Origin of the sequence: Plantactinospora sp. WMMC1484 (assembly GCF_049315195.1) — a bacterium.
Lineage (GTDB): Bacteria > Actinomycetota > Actinomycetes > Mycobacteriales > Micromonosporaceae > Plantactinospora.
On sequence record NZ_CP186055.1, the window covers coordinates 227,918 to 248,125 of the forward strand.

The 20,208-nt window shown below is 71.1% G+C and carries 14 protein-coding genes; 8 read left to right on the plus strand and 6 right to left on the minus strand.

What is annotated here, in order from left to right:
* Window positions 1–303: 303 nt before the first annotated feature.
* Together ACN28C_RS01030 and ACN28C_RS01035 are read left to right on the plus strand one after the other, a co-directional pair.
* The gene (locus ACN28C_RS01030; RefSeq protein ID WP_422771743.1) at window positions 304–5,451 is read left to right on the plus strand and encodes a hypothetical protein; all 5,148 of its coding nucleotides are present in this window, start codon (window positions 304–306) and stop codon (window positions 5,449–5,451) included.
* A complete protein-coding gene (locus ACN28C_RS01035) occupies window positions 5,451–8,636 on the plus strand; it encodes a hypothetical protein (protein WP_422771744.1) in 3,186 nt (1,061 codons plus the stop codon). Before ACN28C_RS01030 ends, ACN28C_RS01035 begins: the two co-directional genes overlap by 1 nt.
* A gap of 38 nt (window positions 8,637–8,674) precedes the next feature.
* Here the strand turns inward: ACN28C_RS01035 and ACN28C_RS01040 are convergent, their stop codons facing one another.
* The 3 genes from ACN28C_RS01040 to ACN28C_RS01050 all read right to left on the minus strand — a co-directional run bounded on the left by ACN28C_RS01040 (window position 8,675) and on the right by ACN28C_RS01050 (window position 11,342).
* Window positions 8,675–10,093, minus strand: a complete 1,419-nt coding sequence (locus ACN28C_RS01040) for a PhoH family protein (protein ID WP_422771745.1) — start codon at window positions 10,091–10,093, stop codon at window positions 8,675–8,677.
* A 364-nt stretch (window positions 10,094–10,457) separates the two neighbouring features.
* Entirely contained in the window at window positions 10,458–10,790 is a 333-nt protein-coding gene (locus ACN28C_RS01045; RefSeq protein ID WP_422771746.1) for a hypothetical protein, read from the minus strand.
* A gap of 210 nt (window positions 10,791–11,000) precedes the next feature.
* Complete coding sequence (locus tag ACN28C_RS01050) at window positions 11,001–11,342, minus strand: hypothetical protein (protein ID WP_422771747.1); 342 nt, start codon at window positions 11,340–11,342, stop codon at window positions 11,001–11,003.
* A gap of 265 nt (window positions 11,343–11,607) precedes the next feature.
* Between ACN28C_RS01050 and ACN28C_RS01055 the strand changes: the two genes are divergently transcribed.
* From ACN28C_RS01055 to otsB, 3 genes are all read left to right on the plus strand, one after another.
* Entirely contained in the window at window positions 11,608–12,048 is a 441-nt protein-coding gene (locus ACN28C_RS01055; RefSeq protein WP_422771748.1) for a helix-turn-helix domain-containing protein, read from the plus strand.
* Between the two features lie 159 nt (window positions 12,049–12,207).
* A complete protein-coding gene (locus tag ACN28C_RS01060; protein WP_422771749.1) occupies window positions 12,208–12,579 on the plus strand; it encodes a hypothetical protein in 372 nt (123 codons plus the stop codon).
* Window positions 12,580–12,755: 176 nt separating this feature from the next.
* The gene (gene otsB, locus ACN28C_RS01065) at window positions 12,756–13,580 is read left to right on the plus strand and encodes a trehalose-phosphatase (RefSeq protein ID WP_422771750.1); all 825 of its coding nucleotides are present in this window, start codon (window positions 12,756–12,758) and stop codon (window positions 13,578–13,580) included.
* A 156-nt stretch (window positions 13,581–13,736) separates the two neighbouring features.
* Here otsB and ACN28C_RS01070 read toward each other — a convergent pair whose 3' ends face one another.
* From ACN28C_RS01070 to ACN28C_RS01080, 3 genes are all read right to left on the minus strand, one after another.
* Complete coding sequence (locus ACN28C_RS01070; RefSeq protein ID WP_422771751.1) at window positions 13,737–14,507, minus strand: isoprenyl transferase; 771 nt, start codon at window positions 14,505–14,507, stop codon at window positions 13,737–13,739.
* Between the two features lie 17 nt (window positions 14,508–14,524).
* Window positions 14,525–15,673 (minus strand): NAD(P)/FAD-dependent oxidoreductase, encoded by a 1,149-nt coding sequence (locus ACN28C_RS01075; protein WP_422771752.1) that lies wholly within the window; start codon window positions 15,671–15,673, stop codon window positions 14,525–14,527.
* 280 nt (window positions 15,674–15,953) lie between these two features.
* The gene (locus tag ACN28C_RS01080; RefSeq protein WP_422771753.1) at window positions 15,954–17,816 is read right to left on the minus strand and encodes a phosphoenolpyruvate carboxykinase (GTP); all 1,863 of its coding nucleotides are present in this window, start codon (window positions 17,814–17,816) and stop codon (window positions 15,954–15,956) included.
* Window positions 17,817–18,271: 455 nt separating this feature from the next.
* Between ACN28C_RS01080 and ACN28C_RS01085 the strand changes: the two genes are divergently transcribed.
* The 3 genes from ACN28C_RS01085 (at window position 18,272) to ACN28C_RS01095 (ending at window position 20,203) form a co-directional block, all read left to right on the plus strand.
* Window positions 18,272–18,820: a GtrA family protein gene (locus ACN28C_RS01085; protein WP_422771754.1), complete on the plus strand. Its 549-nt coding sequence runs from the start codon at window positions 18,272–18,274 to the stop codon at window positions 18,818–18,820.
* Window positions 18,821–18,881: 61 nt separating this feature from the next.
* Complete coding sequence (locus ACN28C_RS01090; protein WP_422771755.1) at window positions 18,882–19,694, plus strand: GtrA family protein; 813 nt, start codon at window positions 18,882–18,884, stop codon at window positions 19,692–19,694.
* 8 nt (window positions 19,695–19,702) lie between these two features.
* A complete protein-coding gene (locus ACN28C_RS01095) occupies window positions 19,703–20,203 on the plus strand; it encodes a MaoC/PaaZ C-terminal domain-containing protein (RefSeq protein WP_422771756.1) in 501 nt (166 codons plus the stop codon).
* The last annotated feature ends 5 nt before the right edge of the window (window positions 20,204–20,208 follow it).

Below are 20,208 nucleotides of genomic sequence, written 5' to 3' on the forward strand. Positions count from 1 at the left end.
GATTAGTTCGTTGTCGTCTCGATTCGCCGACGACTGCGGTTCCTACGTGAACACCCAGGTCGGCGACCGACCCGCAAGCTGGTGAACCCCGCCCGAGAACAGCGGAAGCACTGGTCCGGGCGAGCGACGGCCTGGAGCCTGGTCGGTCAGTGCCCTGACCCGACGCCAGGGCCGGCGGGCAGCACCTTTGCGTGCTGGATTTGTCGCGGTTCAGAACACCTGGGCAGATTCGCAAACGCCGAGTAAATGGTCTATGGCCAGGTCACCCTGACCATGCCCGCGAACCCGAATGGGGATTTGCAGATGGCCAACTTGCGGGGTTACCTGGACTCTCTGGGTGCCACTAATCGAGTGCTGATCCCGGCGGATATCGACACGGTGCTGCGGTCGGTGGATCAGGTGATGGTCCGGCCAGGGACACCGATCACGCTCGACGGCCGAATCGTGGTCAACCCGGCGCTGCCCGGTTTCCTCAGTTTCACCATCGCTACCGGCCGCCCCGTGGTGGTGACTGTGCTCGGAAACCAGACCAACTGGAGCGTGGACATCGCCCTGCTGGGCACGGCGGACCCGCTGTTCCACCTACCGACCAGGCCGGCGCTCGCGCCCGCGGAGCCGCGTTCGGGCGGCACGGGCGCGGGCCGGCAGGAGTGGCTGGAGCCGGTGGCCGGACAGCTGCGGGTGGACGGCGAACTGGTCGTACGGGTGACGGGCGTCGCGGATCAGGCAGCGCGGGTGCGGTTGCTGCCCAAGGGGTTGGCCGAGAACGAACTGATCACGGTGCGACTCAACCCGCCGGCGATGCTCTTCGGCACCACCGGCGTCGGGATGTCGCTCACCGACGGCGTCATCCTGATCGACGACAACCCGACGGTGTCCCCGCCCGGCCAGGATCCGGCGTGGCGTGGCCTGTCGATTCCGGAGCTGAAGTTGTATGTGCCGCGGGGCGTTCCGCTCGCCGGCGGCACCACGGTCACCGCCAGCCTGTCGATGACCAGGCCGGCGGGAGTGGATGCGACGGCCACCGTACGGCTGCCGGCCGCCGATGGCCGCCCCGAGCTGATCGCCACGGCGGAGTGGCGAGACCCGGCCGCGACCGGGCTCGGTGATCTGATTCCGACGCTCATCGACATCGTGGCGTTTCTGCCGATCGACGGCATGACCGTGCCCGCCGTGGGCGAGGAACTGACCCTCGGCGGCGGTGCCCCAACCCGGATCCGGGTCCGCTACAGCCGCGATCCCCGGCAGAACCCGGTCGTCGTCGGGTTCACCGCGGCCCTCGAGTCCGACGGTGACCAGGGGCTGATCTCCGTACGCGCCACGCCGCAGTCGTCCGTGGCGCCCAAGGCGGTCGTCACCGCCGCGGCGCTGGCCACCGCGGTCATGGCCGACGCGCCGAAGCCGCCACCACGACCCGGTGACGACGGCAGCGGCGCGCTGGTGCACGGCCTGCTCGTCGCCGCGCTCGGACTCAGCACCGTGCTCACCCAGCAGGGTCAGGTCGTCGTACACGGGGTCACCATCGGCTACTCCACGGACTCGGTGTTCGACTTCACCGTCGACTACAGCGCCGACATCGTCGTCAAGCCGCTCACCGTCGGCGGCGGCAACGGGTTCGGGGTGAGCATGGACCCGGCCCGCCCGATGCGGGTGCGCTTCCACGGAGTGCGGCTGCGGGTCGACATGAACGCCACCGGGCTGGACCGCTACACCCTCGACTACCACTCGGCGCGGGTGGATGTCGAGGACCCGGGTGGCTGGCAGGTCGATCACCTCGGGTCGCTGTTCGACGTGCTGGGCACCCGGTCGGGCAAGGGCTCGACGTGGTTCGAGGTGGACCTGTCCTTCGCGCTGGACCTCGGACCGGTACGGGTCGAGGGCGCCACCATCCGGGCCACCGTGAACGGCGGCTCGCTCGACGTCACCCTGCGCGGCCTGGCGGTGACGCTTGCCTTCCCGGGCGCGGGCGGTGGTCTGGACGTCATCGAGGGAAGGGGCCAGCTCAAGATCCTGTCAGATGCCGCGACCGGCCGCCCGATCACCGACATCCGGTTGGCTGCGAGCATTCCGCCGCTCAACCTCGCCGCCGACGCGTACCTGATGACCGCCGACCACGGCCCCGACGGCAACCAGATCCTGGTCGTGTTCGGCATCGACCTGCCCGGACCGGTGCCCCTGGGACCGACCGGCCTCGGCGTGTTCGGCTTCACGGGTGTCTTCGGCGCCAACACCGCGATCGCGCTGCCACCCGGCGACGACATCGTCGCCCAGCAGTTGTCCTGGGACCCGCGCCGGAACGGACACACCCGGTTCGATCCGGGCAGCACGACGCTGGGCATCGGCGTCGTGCTGGGCACCGTACCCGACCTGGGATTCACCTTCTCCGCTCGGGCGATGTTCGCGTTGAGCGTGCCCGATGTGGCGATCAACGCCAGCCTCAAGGGCAGCCTGTTCGCCCCGAGGGCACAGCTCGGCGAGGTCGGGTCCCCGCCGGACGGCGACCTGATCAACTACCTGGGCATGCTGGCATACGGCGACGACGGGCTCACCATGGGGCTGCGCGGCAGTTACCGCGTACCGGTGCTGCTCGAGCTGACCGTGCCCATCGGCGCGCACTTCCCCAGGCACGGCAAGAACTGGTTCCTGCGGGTCGGCGGCGACGACAAGCACGGTCGGGGCGCCCCGGTGCTGTTGACCATCCTGCCGGACATCCTCGACGAGCACGCCTGGGCGTTTCTCATGATCGACGGCGCCGGCCTGCCCGACCTGTTCGAGGATGGCCGCGGCCTCGACGGCTTCGCCGTCGGAATGGGTGCCAGCTGGCACCGGAACCTGCGGTTCGGTCCGCTGGGTCTGGAGATGTCCGCGTCGCTCGTCGCCGGGATCGGGACCATGCCGTATCCCGACGAGCGGGGGCAGTCCCCGATCATCGCCGCCGAGGGCCGGCTGGCCGGCTCCCTGGACCTCGGGCCGGTGTCGGTCGCCGCGAGTACCACGCTGAAGGTGCAGGTCGGGCCGGGCGTCCGCTACCTGGTCGACTTCCACGTCTGCGGCGAGGTGGACCTGTGCTTCTTCTCCATCGGCGGCTGCGTGGACTTCCACCTCGGCGACGAGCCCGGCCCGCCGCCGGTCCCGATGGTCAGCCCGCTGACCGGGGTCGCGTTGATGGACCGCAACGGTCGTACGGTCGCCGAGGCGACCACCCACCCCGACGATGCGCCGGTGGTGTGGCCGGACGTGGTCCCGACGCTGGCCTTCACCGTCGGCACGCCATCCGAGACGTACTCCATCGGGCCGTTCCGGATCGTCGACACGTTCTCCGGCAGCGGTGAGGTCGGCACCGCCGACCTGCGGTACCGGTACCTGCTGAGACAGCTGTCCATGGTCAGCGTCACGGACGACGGCGAGGTACCGGTGCCGAACACCCCGGACGCCACCTGGTGGATCCCGGCCGTCGACCAGAAGTCGCCCAACCCGCTGACCACCGCACGGCATCTCAGCCTGCTCTCCACCGACCCGGTTCCGTGGATCCAGACCCTGGCCGACGGCGGTGAGAACCTGCCGGAGGATCCACTCGTTCCACTGCGCGACCTGTGCGGACCGGCGGTTCTCGCCCAGGCCGGATGGCTGCTCGGCACCGATGCCAGAGGCACCGCTGCCGGCTGGGAGATACCGCCGGAGGCGCTGACCGCCAACCGATTCCGCTCGCGGCTCTCCACGCGGGTGGCGGTCACCCTGGACGGCGAGCCGCTGCGGGCGTCCTGGTTCGCCTCGGGCGGGCTGCCCGCCCCGATGCATTCCGGCGGCCCTCGGCGGATCTCCGGAGGAGTGTCCACACCGGACCGGAGCTTTTCCGGCGGGCTGGTCCTGCCACACCCGCTCCAGGGCGAGTGGCGGGAGGCGACCGGCGCGCCGATGCGCGCACTCGCACAGTTCACCCTCGACGGCGAGATCTCCCAGCTGCGGCTCTGGCTCCGGGTGCGGGCGACCACGACGGAGGACACGATCCGGGTGCTCTCGTTGACCTCCAGCACCGAGTGGACCCGCGTGCAGACCCTCAACCCGGACGCCAGTCACCGTGTCTACTGCTACACCCCGCCGTCGGGCCTGACCGATCGCGGCTTCCGGCTGTTCTACCACGCGCGCAGCCGGGTCGAGGTGCTGGGCGTACGCGGGATGACCTCCGTGGCACAGGACGCGGCGACCGCCGTCGACACGGGCCGGTGGCAGGCGGCCACCTCGGGCGTCGTGGCGTCCTACCGACCGCTGGACGACGCCACCAACCTGCTGTTACCCGACACCCTCTACAAGATCACCAACACGGTCGTGGTGCACGCTCCTCAGCAGCCCGAGCCGACGGTCCTGCCGAGCACGGACTACTACTTCCGCACCGCGCCGGAAACCGGTACGACAACGGCGCCGCCACAGTTCGCCGCGAGCGCCTTCGCGCCGATCTTCCGGGCCGTCGACCGGTTCGACCCGAGCTACCTCGAGCGGTACCTGCTGGGCTACGTGCCCGGCGACGGCACCCGGTTCTGGTACCACAAGGATCCGGTCGCGGCGAGCTTCAGCCGCAACCACGTCACCGCGCTGGCCCGCCGCTACGAGTACGACTCGCTGCTCCGGCTGCGCCGTACCGACACCCCGCCCGAGGCCGCTCCACCGCCCGACCCGGTCACCGCGCGGCTGGTCGCGCTGATCGGGGCCTGGCAACTCCCCCGGGCCGACCAGCGGCTACACGCGCTCGCGCTGGCTTCGAGCGGGGCGTGCCGCCGCCCGGCTGTCGGGGCGTCGCTCGTGCCCGAGGCATCGCTTCAGCCGCGCGCGACCTACGACCTGGCCGCCTGGTTCCGCAAGCGCGGACAGACCAGCGGTGGCGTGGGGCTGCCCGGTGCGGTGTTCACCACCTCCCGCTACGCCTCCCCCCTCGAACAGTTCGCCGACCTGGGCCTCGTGGACACCGGAACCCCCGGCACGGCGGGGGACCTGGCCGTGGCGGCACCCACGACGCTGCCTCCGCCCGGCGCCGGCGACGGTCTGCTCGCCCGCGTGCTGCGCGAGCTCGGCCTCGACCTGCGCCCGGCGCCCCGGGCCAGGACGAGCGCGCTGTGGATCCGCAGTGGCTCCGGTTGGCTGCTCTCCGGGGTGCTGCTGGAGTCGCCGGAACCGCTGGAGCGGCTGGACATGGGTCGGGAACCCGGCGCCGACGGGGACGCCCCGCCACGGGTCCGGCTGTTGCCGCTGAGCGCCCCGAACGTCTTCGGCCAGGTCTGGCGGGACAGTTCCGGCTGCCGCGTGCTGCTGCGTACGGTCTCTCCCGCGGTGCCCGCCTACGGACTGCGGCTCGGCATCGAGGAGAACCGGCCCCTCGCCACCGGTGGCACCAGCAGGGTGACCACGTACCTGACCGGCTCGTGCCACACCACACCCCGCTTCGCCGAGGAGATCTGATGTCCGACAAGGGATTCTCGCGTCGCAGCCTGCTCGGCGGGGCGGTGGCCAGCGGCGTGGCGTCGGTGGTGCCCGGAAGCCCTGCCGCCGCCCAGCGACCCGACATGGCGGTCACGGCCGTCGGCCAGTCGACGGTGGCACCGGCACAGCTGCTGCGCGCCTCGGCGATCACCACGGCGGGCGACCCCTGGCTGCCCGACGGCACGCACCTGCGGGTCAATCTCGCGCCCCGCCTGGGGTTTCCGCTGCATCCACTCACCGCGTTCCGCATCGACGTCGTGCCGGTCTACACCCGACCGGACAAGCTCGAGTCGTCGAGGACCCACGTCTGGCTGAACGCCGACCTCTCCGTCGCCGCCACCGGCGGCGGGATCCGGCACACCAGTGCCAGTGACATGCACTACCTGGTGGTCCACGGATGGCAGTGGACGTTCCGGGCGGTCCGCTGCTGCTTCGTCCGGCTGCTGACCCAGTCGGGCAGCGCCTTCCGGGTCGACGTGCTGGACCCGGCGACCGAGCTGCCGGACGCCGAACCCAGGGTGCTGGCCAGCCGCGGCGCGGCGCCGTACGAGTTCGGCGGTACCGACATCACCCTGCTGCGTGTCAGCGGTGTGGGCGCGATCGACCTGGTCGAGATCGTCAGCACCGAGTCGCCGTACATCACGATCGACCCCGCCCAGGCGGTCTCCTTCGGCCTGCCGCGCGGCGCCGGTCCGTGGTATGTACCCGACCCGACCACCGATCCGGCGACCGCGGCCCGGACGAGGGTCGAGCAGGGCGCGGCCAAGCGGATGGGCCCGCCGGACCGGCCCGACGGCGCGGTCACCGCACTGGCCCCGGCCGACGAGGTGAACCGGGTACAGGCCCTGTCCAGCGCACCGTCGGGTCTCGACTACTGGCTGGATCGGTGCTTCACCGACCCGGCGACGCCGCCGATCGACACCGCTGTCAGCCTCGCCGGTGGCCCGGTCCCCGCCGCCGCCGGTTCGATCTCGCCGCTCGCCGCCCTGCTCGCCTCGGCAGTCGATCCGGCCGTCGCCCGGCACCTCGGGCTGGCCACCCGGGTGGATCCGCCGACCAGCTCGGCGGTCTGCACACTGTGGATGGTCGCCGGCCTGTGGCTGCTGCCGCTGGACCGGCCACACGACGGTGGCACGCTACGCTCGCTCATCAGCGGTTTCCCGCCACCGGCCACCGTCGTGTCCGCGCTGTACAACCGGTATTCCGGCCTGTCGGCGCTGGTCGCCCAACGGCTGACCCAGTTGCGGGCGGCCCATCCCGCCGACGGTTGGACCGCGGTACCGCTGATGGTGCCGGCCGTCGCGGCCAAGGCCACACCGGACCGGCCCGCCCCGCCACGCACGCTCGCCCTGCCGCAGAGCACCTGGCGGGTGACCACCGGCCAGCGGCTCTGGACCCAACAGATCCCCCTGATGGGGCCGGCGGCCGGCGGCATGCTCGGCCTGGCCAGGCTGACCCCGGGCAGCCCGGTCTCGCTGCACGGCACGATCCGGGTCGGAGCGGTGAACCGGGCACGTGCCATGGTCGCCCACTGGGACAGGCACAACGACAACGCGGGCTCGGTCACCGACCTCGCGGTGCCCGGCCAGTCCGCGTCCTGGGGGCTGTGGCGGGCCGACGAGTTCGGTAGGTGGAGCGACCGGACGGTGGTCAGCGGGCAGGCACCACCCACGGCCGGACCGCCCACGCCCACCGTGGAAGCCGGGTTCCAACCCGCTGCCCCGCACGGCGGGCTCCAGCCACGGTCGCCCGGGGCACTGCGGATCCGGATCGGTGTGCCCGGTCGCACCCTGCCGGGCCGGTTGCCCTCCCGGGACGTGGTCGGCCCCGGCGGGGCGCCGGTGACGTTCGCCCTGCTGACGGTGGACGGCGTGGAACAGTCCGCGGTACCGGTACCGGCGGGCGCGTCATCGGTCGTCGCGACCGTCGCGGTACGCGAGTTCGGCGTGGGCGAGACGGCGGCGATCCCCGTGATCGCCAGCCTGGTGGACGCGGCCGGTCAGACGTCCGAGCCCGCCCAGGTCGAGCGGACGGTGCACGACCCACGGGCCTACGCCCCGCTGCACGTCGCGCCGACCCTGCTGTTCGCCACCGAGCAGGACCCGATGGGCGACAGCGAGGTCGGCCTCGAGTGGAGTGGCGGCGCGTGGGGATACCGGGTGTACCTGGGCGACGAACGCAGGCTGGGCGGCACGGGCAGCGGCCAGCGGTGTGGGCGGGCGGCCGAGGTCTGGGCACGGTCGGGCGACCTGACCGACCGGCGCCGGTTCAGTCTGGTCACACCGAAACCACTGCGGGCCGCCTCGGACGGCGTGGTGCGCTTCACCCACCGGTTGCCCGGGTCGCTGCGCAATGTCCAGTTCGTCCGGGTGGTGCCCGTGACCAGCGCCGGCGTCGAAACCGCATTCGAGACCTGCGGACTGACGCCGGTCGCGGTGCCCGTACCGGACCGGCCGCCGGCGCCGGTCGTGCGGGTACGACCGCGCACGGACGGCCGCGTGGACGTCACCATCACCATCACCGGGCTACGCGACGACCTGCTCGCCGGGCTGACCGAGCCGCCACAGGCCCGGCTGCGCCGTGGTCGCCTCGCCACCAGCGACCCGGAGTACGTCCCCGTCGTGCAGACCGGGATCCCGCTCACCCGCGACGCCGACGGGGCCTGGTCGGCCACCGTCGTCGACGGCCCCGCCGCGGGCTTCCCCGGGTACGTCCGGCTGACCTGGCTGGCCGAGGTCCGGTACCCGGCCGAACCGCACCTGCCCGCGGGCACCCTGCCCGCCGACAGCGAGATCCAGCTCATCGCGGGCGGCCGACCGGGCCCACAGGTGTCCGGCTGGGGCCCGACCTCACCACCCGCAAGCACACTGCTCACCCCCGAAACCCAGCTCGTGCCCCGGGCCACGGTCTGGTGGGGCACGTACGCCGAGATCGTCGTAACCAACACACCGTCTTCCCACCGGCACGCGATCGCACCGCACCGACTCGAGATCCACCGGGTCTACCCGCCCGGGTCGTACCCGAGCGTCGCCCTGCCGCCCGTACCGATCACCGGCCCGACGACCGTGGTGCGCGACACCGCCATCAGCCCACGCCCGCTCAGATACGCGGTTATAATCATCGACCCGATCAACCGGTCCACACCGCCCGTGTACGTCCAGTAGCCAGCTTCGTCGGCTGGGTCGGCTCCGGCGTTGGAGTACTAGAGCGGAATATCCTCCAGGAGGTCGGTGACCACCTCGGCGATCGGGGACCGTTCGGACCGGGTCAGGGTGACGTGCGCGAAGATGGGATGCCCCTTCAGCGCCTCGATCACCGCCGTCACGCCGTCGTGCCGGCCGACCCGCAGGTTGTCCCGCTGGGCGACGTCGTGGGTCAGCACCACCCGGGAGCCCTGCCCCACCCTGGACAGCACGGTGAGCAGTACGCCGCGCTCCAGCGACTGCGCCTCGTCGACGATGACGAAGGCGTCGTGCAGGCTGCGGCCCCGGATGTGGGTCAGTGGCAGCACCTCCAGCATCCCCCGGGAGAGCACCTCGTCCATGACGTTCTCGTGCACCACCGCGCCGAGGGTGTCGAAGACCGCCTGGGCCCAGGGCGACATCTTCTCCGCCTCCGAACCGGGCAGATAGCCGAGTTCCTGGCCACCGACCGCGTAGAGCGGGCGGAAGACGATGACCTTCCGGTGCCGGCGGCGCTCCATCACCGCCTCCAACCCGGCGCAGAGGGCCAGCGCGGACTTGCCGGTGCCGGCGCGCCCGCCGAGCGAGACGATCCCGATCGACTCGTCCAGCAGGAGGTCGAGTGCCACCCGCTGCTCGGCCGAACGGCCACGCAGTCCGAACGCCTCCCGGTCACCGCGGACCAGGCGTACGGTCTTGTCCGGCAGCACCCGGCCGAGCGCGGAGCCACGCGGCGAATGCAGCACCAGGCCGGTGTGCGTGGGCAGGCCGGCCGCGACATCGAGGTCCAGCGCCGCGCCCTCGTAGAGCTGGTTGACCTGCTCCTCGCCCAGCTCCAGCTCCGACATGCCCGTCCAGGTCGGATCGCTGGCCTGGCCGTGCCGGTACTCGTCGGCGGTCAGCCCGACGGACGCCGCCTTGACCCGCAGCGGCATGTCCTTGCTGACCAGCGTGACCTCCCGTCCCTCGGCGGCCAGGTTGAGCGCCACCGAGAGGATCCGGGTGTCGTTGGACTCGGTGCGGAACCCCGGCGGCAGCACCGCGTCGTCGGCGTGGTTCAGCTCCACCCGCAACGTGCCGCCCGAGTCGTTGGCCGGCACCGGCTGGTCCAGCCGACCGTGCTTCACCCGCAACTCGTCGAGCAACCGCAGCGACTGCCGGGCGAACCAGCCCAGTTCCGGATGGTGGCGCTTTCCCTCCAGTTCAGAGATGACCACGAGCGGCACGACCACCTCGTGTTCGGCGAACCGGTGGAAGGCGCCGGGGTCGGAGAGCAGTACGGAGGTGTCCAGCACGTAGGCGCGGCGCTCTGGTGCGGGCTCCGCACTGGCAGCCGGCTCGGACGTCCGGGTGCGGCGGGCGCTCCTGGCCCGGGCCGGGGTCCTGGTGGCGGCCGGGTTCTGGTCGTCGGCCCGAGGGGTGGTACGGCGATTCGTCACAGGCCTGCTCCGGCGGGCGTGCACCCGTCCACCCGCGTTCCGCCTCGTCCGGTGCCCGGAGACACGGGGTCGGATGCGGGCCCCGTGGCGCGTGCAATTCGCAGAGTCCGGGCCGGCCGGCTGGCTCGGGACGGCCCCGCGCCATGCGTAGACGCTAACCGGGAGACGCCGGCTTGGGCTAGGGCACGGACCTGTGCGACTTCGCACGGCGTCCGGCGGCGGACCGGCCGGGATGCATGCCCCCTGCGCGCATCCCGGCCGGTGGGATCACCGTCACCGGTCTGACGTGATCCCGACGGTGCCGGCCCTCGGCGGGCCTGCGCACCGTGCTCGCGGGTGACCGCTCACCCCACCTCGCCGCCGGTCAGATGTTCCGACCGGCGAGGGCGTCGGTGGAGTGCCGTCCGCCGTTGGTCGCGGTCCCCGCGAAAGAGGCGCCCGTATACGTCGTTCCCTGACCTACGACGGTGTGGGCGGTATGCGGTGTGCTGGGTGATGGCACCGCCAACACCGAGGCGATGGCCGCCTGCGCCTCCCTACGCCGACGGTTCCAGGCCCCCCGGTCCCCGTCGAAGTACCCCTGCCGGTAACCGAAGCGGTATCCCAGCCGGTAACTGAGCTGGCCGTGCAGCCGCCCTGCCGCGTAGCTGGCCGAGGTGAGCAGGAGCAGGGCGAAGATCACGAAGAAGGGACTCACGCCGTCTCCCCGCTCCGCCCGCAGTCGCCATGGGTTCGGGGCCTGAGCCGGCCGGTTCGCTCGCAACTCTCGCTCACGCAGTCTCCTCGCTCCGCTCGTCGATGCCTGGACTTCCCTTGCCGGGCCGGCCGGCCCGTCCGCTCCGGTCTCCCCCGGCTCTGCCCCGGTCTTCCCCCGGTCGCAGCCCCTCTCCGCTCCCGGGCGCGGCCGTCACGTCTCCTCCTGGTCCAGGGTCGGGTCGGAGACGAGCAACCGGTCGAGATCGTCCGTGCTCACCTCCTCGACCAGTTCGACACTGATCCGGCAGCCGTCCAGGACGACCTCGGCGACCGAGGCCCGCCGGACCTCGCCACCGGCGTCGTAGACCCGGACGCTCAGCTCCGGACATCCGAGATGGGCGCGCCACGAGTTCCACTCCGCGCGGTCGCCGACGTTCAGCGAGAGGTAGCGGCAGCCGCGCGCCAGGTAGAGCCGCCACGGCGCACTGAGACCGGCGGCGACGCCGTCGGCGATCAGACCGAATGCCTGGGCCCGGGTTGCTAGTTCGGTCACCGGACTCCTCCTGTCACGAAGGCGTGGCCTTCGTGAGCACGAAACGTCTCAAGCACGAGACACACGGTAGGACGTACCGTACGCGTGACAGTATCAGCTTTTCGTCTGATTACCCCCCACACCTACGTACACCTATTGTTGCCACGTGATGCCCCTCAACACAAGCAAGAACACCGCGTGCCGGGAAAGTGAGCCGTTGTCACGCACGCAGTACACGCTGGCCACAGTCCCCCCGGAGTCGGACCGCTGGCCGTACCGTCACCAGGTGCCGGACCGCGCCCACGGACGGAAGATCGCGTTCGCTGCCTTCGTACGCAAGGCACTGGACGACGCCCGCGCGACCCGCGCCTGGACCGGCACCGAGGTCTCCCGGCGCACCGGCGTGTCCCGCCAGACCATCAACCGCTGGGTACGCGGCGAGTGGGCCAGTGACCCCGAGGCCGAGCGGGTGGTGGCGTTCTGCGACGGCCTAGGGCTGGACCCGACCGTCGCCTTCGGAGTGCTCGGCTGGGACCGGACCACCTCGCCCCGGCCGGCTCCCAGCGCCCCGCCGATGGACCCGGACGTCGAGGCGCTGCTGCGCCGGCTGGTCGACCCTAACGTCTCGGACGCGGAAAAGTTCCACATTCGGGAGACCATCCGCTATCTAGCGTATCGTCCGCCTCTGCCCCGGGATGCCCGAAAAGGTCGAAGGCAAGTTGGGTAGTTACTCAGATGGCGCAACTTAGCGCATGAGTCCCATCCAATCAGCTCCAGGAACCAATCAGTCGCGCTAACGTGCCTCTTCGTACTGCTTGGGCTCGTCGTCGGCGGGGGGACGGGACAAGGCCGAATTCAGCCCTGCGGGACAGAAGGAGGGTCAGCCATGACCCTGAAGTGGATGGCTGTCGTTGTCGCGGCGGTCTCCCTGACCTTGTGCGTGACTGCGAACGTCGTGGTCGGGGCGGCACACGGCGGCGACGGCGTGCCGTTCCTGGTGAACGCGCTCGCCATCACCACCGCCGGCACCGCCACCGTCCTGGCCGTCGTAGCCGATCTCCACGAACGACTCAACGCGCGCATCACCGCACTCACCGATTACCTCACCTCCCGGATGAACGAGCTCGACAAGAACACCGGGGACCACAACGCCGGCTTCGTCGAGGGCTACCTGCTGAGCCGTGGCCACGACTCGGCGGTGGTGCCGATCGGACCCCGACTACACGGCCGCCGAGCCATGCTCGGCGGCGACGACTGAGATCATCAAGGCCGTAACTCCGGCGGGTCGCCACCGCGACGCACGAGGTTGCCGCCTCGACGTGAGTGATGTTCGCCTCAACCCGAAGCAACGACGAGCGGGGTTGCCGCCTCGCCGGGTGAGACGTTTTCGCTTCGACGTCTGTGGTGGCAACCCGCCGGGGTACGCTGACGCCCGTGCGGCCGATCAACGCGGGTAGCGAGCCCCCGACCCGTTCCCTGACCGCCGAGCAGGCATGGCGGGCAACCGCCGAGCGGGCCGGCAGTTGCGTCCTCTTCTTCGACTTCGACGGCACCCTCGCCCCGGTCCGGGACGATCCGACGACCGTCGAGCCGGCGCCGAAGGCGCTCGCCGCGATCTCCGCCCTCACCGAGGTGGTGCAGCGGGTGGCGATCGTCTCGGCCCGGCCGGTCGAGTTCCTCCGGGAGCGCTTCGCCAGCACTCCCGGGGTGGACATCTACGGGCTCTACGGGCTGGAGCACCAGCTCGCCTCCGGAGAGATCATCACCGAGGAAGCCGCCCTGCCGTTCGTGCCCACCATGGCCGAACTCGCCGACCGTGCCCGGGCGGCACTACCGGACGGGACGCTTGTGGAATACAAGCGGCTCTCCGTCGCCCTGCACTACCGCACCGCGCCGCACCTCGCCGCGGAGGTCGAGGCCTGGGGCCGGGAGCAGGCGGAGCGGCTCGGCCTGCGGGTCCAGGTCGGTCGGATGGTGCTGGAGCTCAAGCCGCCCGTCGACCGGGACAAGGGGATGGTGATCGACGAGGCGGTCCGGGACGCCGGCTGTGCGTGGTATTTCGGCGACGACGTCTCGGACATCAAGGCGTTCGCGGCGTTGCGGGCGCGCGAGGCGGCCGATCCGGACTTCTTCGGGGTCTGCGTCGCCGTCGCCAACCCCGAGACCGGTGACGAGGTCTCCACCGCCGCCGACCTGGACATCGAGTCTCCGGAAGCCCTCGGCGACTTCCTCACCGAGGCCCTGCACCGGCTGACCTGACGGCTGACGGCCGGCGCGCCCCACACCGAACGCCCCGATCTCCGCCGCGCGCCCGCCGCGCGCCGCTCGCCGAAACCCTGCCGGCCATGCCGAAACTCCGCCGGCCATGCGCCGTGGGCGCCGCCCCTGGCCACGAGCCGCAGGGACGCCGCCCGGCTATGCGCCGTAGCGGCGCTGTCGGGTCGCGTACGACCGGAGCGCGCGCAGGAAGTCGACGTGCCGGAAATCCGGCCAGTTCAACTCGCAGAAGTAGAACTCGGAGTGGGCGGACTGCCAGAGCAGGAAGCCGGAGAGGCGCTGCTCGCCGCTGGTCCGGATGACCAGGTCCGGGTCGGGCTGCCCCCGGGTGTAGAGGTGCTCGGCGATGTGGTCGACGTCGAGCACCTCGGCGAGCTCCTCCAGGGTGCCGCCGGCCGCCGCGTGCTCGTGGAGCAGAGAGCGGACCGCGTCGGCGATCTCCCGCCGGCCACCGTAACCGACCGCGATGTTCACCTGCGCCCCGCCACTGCGGTCCTGGGTGCGCTCCTCGGCCGACTTGAGCGCGATGGCGGTCTGCGCCGGCAGCAGGTCGAGTGCGCCGACCATCCGCAGCCGCCAGGGGTTGCCCTCCTCGGCGAGCTCGACCACCAGGTCCTCGATGATCTGCACCAGCGGGTCCAGTTCGCTGGCCGGACGGCGCAGATTGTCGGTGGCGAGCAGGTAGAGCGTGACATGGCCGATGCCGGCCTGGTCGCACCAGCCCAGCAGATGTTTGATCTTGGCTGCGCCGACCCGGTGCCCGTCGTTGGGGTCGACGTACCCCATCTCCCTGGCCCAGCGCCGGTTGCCGTCGCACATCACTCCGACATGTTTCGGCACGGGCTTACCGGCGAGCTTTGCCGTCAGACGCCGCTCATACACCGAGTAGATCAGGTCGCGCAGACTCATCCCCTGCAGCGTACCGATCAGAAGCGCCGATGGAAGTGCCGGCCGGCCGAGCCGACCACCGCGCCGGCCACCCTGGTCATCGTCCGGGCGTCCAGCCGACCGTCGCCCAGCCCTAGCGCGACCAGGACCCGGAAGACCTCGACGTCCCGGTCCGCGGCCCGGACCACGCCGTCGACGACCGCCGCCCGCCGGGCCAGCCAGCTCACCGCCGAACTGTCCCGCAGGTGCCGCCCCAGCCGGTGCCGCAGCGCGGCGGCGTACCGGTCGGCCGCGGCGTGCGGCGCCGTGGCGGCGGCCGCTCCGGCCAGCGCCCCGGAGAGCACCGCATAGAAGATGCCCTCACCGGTGAACGGGTTGATCAGCGACAACGCGTCCCCGGCGAGCACGATCCGACCCCGGCCCGGCGCCGGGCGGCGGGTGGAGAGGGGCAGGTGGTGCGCCCGCAGCTCGGTGACCGTCCCCGGTTCGAGCTCGGGCAGCAGCGCGGCGAGCCGCTCCAGCAGCTCCGCCCGGCGCAACGGCCGGCCGGCCAGCACCTCCCCGTACCCGACGTTCGCCCGGCCGTCGCCGATCGGGAACGACCAGGCGTACCCCGGCCAGTGCGCGGCCGAGGTGACGATCCGCTGCTCGGCCGGGCCGGAGGCGTCCGGGGCGTATCCCCGGATCGCCAGCGCCAGATGGCCGTCCGGGTTGGCGCCGTGGCCCAGCGCCCGCCGGACGACCGAGCCGGCGCCGTCGGTACCAACCACGGCCCGGGCGGCGATCCTGCCGTCGAGCACCACGCGGTCGCCGGAGTGCTCGATCCGCCGCACCACGTGCCGGCGCAGCTCCGCGCCGGCCGCCCGCGCCGCCGCCACCAGCCGGGCGTCGAAGACCCGGCGGGGCACCGTGTACGCCGGCCGCGGCAGCCGCCGCGCCACGTGGCCGCCGCCGGGCGCCACCAGTCGCAGCGCCGGCACCGGCCGGTAGCCGGCCACCGCGTCGGCAACACCCAGTTCTTCGAGTACGTCGAGCGCGTGCGCCGCGATCCCGTCCCCGCACGCCTTGTCCCGGGGAAAGTCGGCCCGGTCCAGCAGCAGCACGTCCGCGCCCGCCCGGCGGGCCGCCAGCGCGGCGCTGGCCCCGGCCGGCCCGGCACCCACCACCGCGACATCGACCGTCTCCACCGCAGCTCACCTCGACCCGGACGGGCCGCGGCGGCGGCGGGGCCGTACGGCGCGCTGCCGTCCCGGGCAGCCCGGCTGCCCCGGCGCAGCACACAGAGAGCGAGCGCGGCGTGGGGCGACGGTGGCCGCGGCGAGCAGCCAGATCAGCACGCGGACGGCGGGCGGCCGTCGGAGCTTCGTCGCCGCGACCGCTGTCATACCGTCGATAATGCCCGACGGCCGTGCAAGGAAGGGCCCCCGCTTATCGCTTTCTGTTGTACAGGGGGCCCTTCCTAACGCCTCAGCGCCGGTCGACGCCGACCCGGACCGCCTCGTCGTCGAGGCGGGCCCGCAGCGCGTCGAGCTCGGCCCAGAGCACGCCCGGCAGCTTGTCGCCGAACTTCTCGAACCACTCGGTGATCATCGGCAGCTCGTCGCGCCACTCCTCGACGTCGACCCGGGTGGCGATCCGCAGGTCCTCCGGGCTCATGTCGAGCCCCTCGACGTCGAGCGCGCCGGGAGCCGGTACGAAGCCGATCGGTGTCTCCACCGCCTCGGCCCGGCCCTCCAGTCGCTCGACGATCCACTTCAACACCCGGGAGTTCTCGCCGAAGCCCGGCCAGATGAAGTCACCGTCGGCGTTCTTGCGGAACCAGTTCACGTAGTAGATCTTCGGCAGCTTCGACTCGTCGCCGTCGGTGCCCTTACCCATCTCGATCCAGTGCCGGAAGTAGTCGCCGCCGTGGTAGCCGATGAACGGCAACATCGCCATCGGGTCCCGGCGGACGACGCCGACCTGACCGGAGGCGGCGGCGGTGGTCTCCGAGGAGAGCGTCGCACCCAGGTAGACGCCGTGTACCCAGTCCCGGGCCTCGGTGACCAGCGGGATCGTGTCCCTGCGCCGCCCGCCGAAGAGGATCGCGTCGATCGGTACGCCGTTCGGGTCGTTGAACTCGTCCGCCACGATCGGACACTGCAGCAGGGGCGTGCAGAACCGGCTGTTGGCGTGCGAGGAGAGCTCGCCGCTCTCCGGCGTCCAGTCCCGCCCCTTCCAGTCGATGAGGTGGGCCGGCGGCTGCTCGCTCATCCCCTCCCACCAGATGTCCCCGTCGTCGGTCAGCCCGACGTTGGTGAAGATGGAGTTGCCCCGGTCGATCGTGCGCATCGCGTTGGCGTTGGTGTCCCAGCCGGTGCCGGGCGCCACCCCGAAGAGCCCGTACTCGGGGTTGACCGCGTAGAGCCGGCCGTCGGGGCCGAACTTCATCCAGGCGATGTCGTCGCCGATGGTCTCGACCGTCCAGCCGGGGATGCTCGGCTCCAGCATCGCGAGGTTGGTCTTGCCGCAGGCGGACGGGAAGGCGCCGGCGATGTACTTCACCGTCCCCTCCGGCGAGGTCAGCTTCATGATGAGCATGTGCTCGGCGAGCCAGCCCTCGTCCCGGGCCATCACGCTGGCGATCCGCAGCGAGTAGCACTTCTTGCCGAGCAGCGAGTTGCCGCCGTAGCCGGAGCCGAAGGACCAGATCTCCCGGGTCTCCGGAAAGTGCGAGATGTACTTGGTGTCGTTGCACGGCCACGCCACGTCCGGCTGTCCCGGCTCGAGCGGGGCGCCGATGGAGTGCAACGCGTGCACGAAGTCCGCGTCCTCGCCCATCCCGGCCAGCACCGCCGTGCCCATCCGGGTCATGATGCGCATGGAGGCGACCACGTACGGACTGTCGGTGATCTCGACACCGAACATGGGCTTTTCCGCCTCGAGCGGCCCCATGCAGAACGGAATGACGTACATGGTGCGGCCGCGCATCGAACCCCGGTAGAGGTCGGTCATGATGCGCTTCATCTCGGCCGGGGCCATCCAGTTGTTGGTCGGCCCGGCGTCGGCCTCGTCGACCGAGCAGATGAAGGTGCGGTCCTCGGCCCGAGCCACGTCGTTGGGGTCGGTACGCCCCCAGAAGGAGTTGGGCTTCCGGTTAGGATCGAGCCGCACCAGCGTGCCGGCGTCGACCAGTTCGTCGGTGAGGCGCCGCCATTCCTCCTCCGAACCGTCGGCCCAGACGACCTGGTCGGGGCTGGTGAGTTCGGCTACCTCTTTGACCCAGGCGAGTAGTTTCGGATGGCTTGTCGGAGCTTGATCGAGACCCCGGATAGTAGCCGGAGCGGCCATGAGTTCTCTCCTTTGGTCGACGCTGACCGATTACAGGGCGCACGGTGCCGACAGGGCCGGCGGCCGCGTCGCCTTGTGAAAGCCTGGGATTTCCGTCAGCGTAAACCGATCGAGCGTTCGGGGCAGCGAGACTGGTTGTGAAGAACTGCACAAGATGCGGTCCCGCTGCCGCAAGGCGATTCTTTACTCGCTCCCATGCGCAGTTTCACGCAAATCCTTCAGCGCAATCGCTATGGGTCACGACATCCTCACTGTTGACCCCCCACACCAGATGACCCGGTGGTCACATGCGAAACCTGCCCGTCATGACGCTGTGCAGTCCGCCCTGCACGGCTCGGCAGTCCGCCCTGCACGGCTCGCAGCACTCGCCTCGGGGGCCGGCGATACCGCCCCGCCGGCCCGCGAGTCGCCGCCAGCGGCCGGTGAGGACGGCCGGCACCCGGTAGGCTCGAGTCGTGTCTTCGACCGCCACCGGCGAACAGCCCTCTCCGCCGGGCACGCGACGCGGTTTGTTTCGCAGCCTTCTGGACCGGTTCGGTCACCTCGTCCATGAGCTGGGCAAGTTCGGCACGGTCGGCGCAGTCGCCTTCGTGGTCGACTTCGCGCTGTTCAACTTCGCCAACGCGAGCCTCGGCTGGGAGACCCTCACCGCCAAGACGTTCTCGACGGTCATCGCCGCGACCGTCGCGTTCGTCGGCAACCGGTTCTGGACGTGGCGTCACCGGGAACGCTCCGGGATGGCCCGGGAGTACTCGCTGTACTTCTTCTTCAACGCCGTCGGCCTCGGCATCGGGCTCGCCTGCCTGGCGATCAGCCACTACGGGCTCGGCAGCATCTGGCCGGGCGTCTTCAAGTCGCTCGTCGCGGACAACATCGCGGCCAACTTTGTCGGCGCCGCGCTGGGCACCTTCTTCCGGTTCTGGTCCTACCGCCGCTTCGTCTTCGTCGGGCCGGCGGCCGCCGACGCACCGGACGTGATTACCCACAGTCACAAGAGGCAGTGACCGACAACCTGCCCCGTACGGTCGGCGCACCCTGCGCCCGCGTCTGCCCTAAGGTGGTCGAATGCGTTTCGCCCGTCTGTTGCCCGAACGGTGGCAGAGGTTCCTGCGTGAGGTGCTGAAATTCGGTGCCGTCGGGGGCCTGAACGCCGCGATCAACTACGCGGTGTTCAATGCACTTGCGCTCACCGTGTTCGCCGACGGGCAGCTGAAGGCGAATGTCGTCGCGACGGTCGTCGCGACCGTTTCGTCCTACCTGATGAACCGGCACTGGACCTATCGGGACCGGCCGAAATCGGCGATGCGCCGCGAATACGCCCTCTTCTTCCTCTTCAACGCCGCCGGCCTCCTCATCGAGCTGGGCGTTCTCGCGGTGGCCAAGTACGGGCTCGGGATCAGCGGTCTGTTGGCGCTCAACGTCGCCAAGACGGTCGGCGTCGGGCTGGCGACGGTCTTCCGGTTCTGGTCGTACCGCACCTTTGTCTTCCGCAAGTCCCCGAAGCTGGCCGCCGCCACAACGGCACGGGCGGCCACAACGGCACGGGCGGCCACAACGGCAGCGGCCGTTCCTGCTGTGCCGTCCGCGTCCGGTGCAGCCGCTGTCGGCGACCGCGTGGTGCGGAAGACCACCGGACCGGGGATGCACTCCGGGCCGGGCACCGAGTCAGGGCCGGATGGCGACTACCTGGCCGAACTCGACCCGGTGGCCGAACTTGCCGAAGCGGTCAGTGAGCTTGCCAATTCCGGGGACGCGGATCTCCGGTTCGCCGAGAACATGGAGGCCGCCTTCGACGACGATGCCTTCGACGACGATGCCCTGGAGACCGAGTTTGCCGCCGAGCTGAACGCCGCCCCACGGCGTTCGTCGGCCCGTTGAGCACGGTCGTGAGCCGGTCGGGTACCGGTGCGCCGGCCGAGCTGTTTTTCGAGGACCTCACACCTGGCCGCACCTTCGACCTCGGGGTGACCGTCGTGGACGGCCACGAGATGGTCGACTTCGCCCGGCGCTTCGACCCGCAGTGGTACCACGTCGACGACGAGCTGGCCCGGCGCAGCCACCACGGTGGGTTGATCGCCAGCGGCTTCTTCACCGTCAGCCTCTTCATGCGGGCGTACGTCGACCACGTGCTGGCCCGGGCCGCCGGAGACGCCTCGCCGGGCCTGGAGGAGTTGCGCTGGCTGGCCCCCGTACGCGCCGGTGACCGGCTGGCGACCCGGCTGACCGTACTCGGCAGCAAGCCGTCCGCGGCCCGGCCCGGCTTCGGGACGGTCACGCTGACCGCGAGCATGGACCGGCTGGACTCCCGGGGGCAGCCGGAACGCGAGGTACTGCGGACCCGGTTCCGGGGTTGGTTCCTGATGCGAGAGCCGACGCCGGCAGATTGACACTC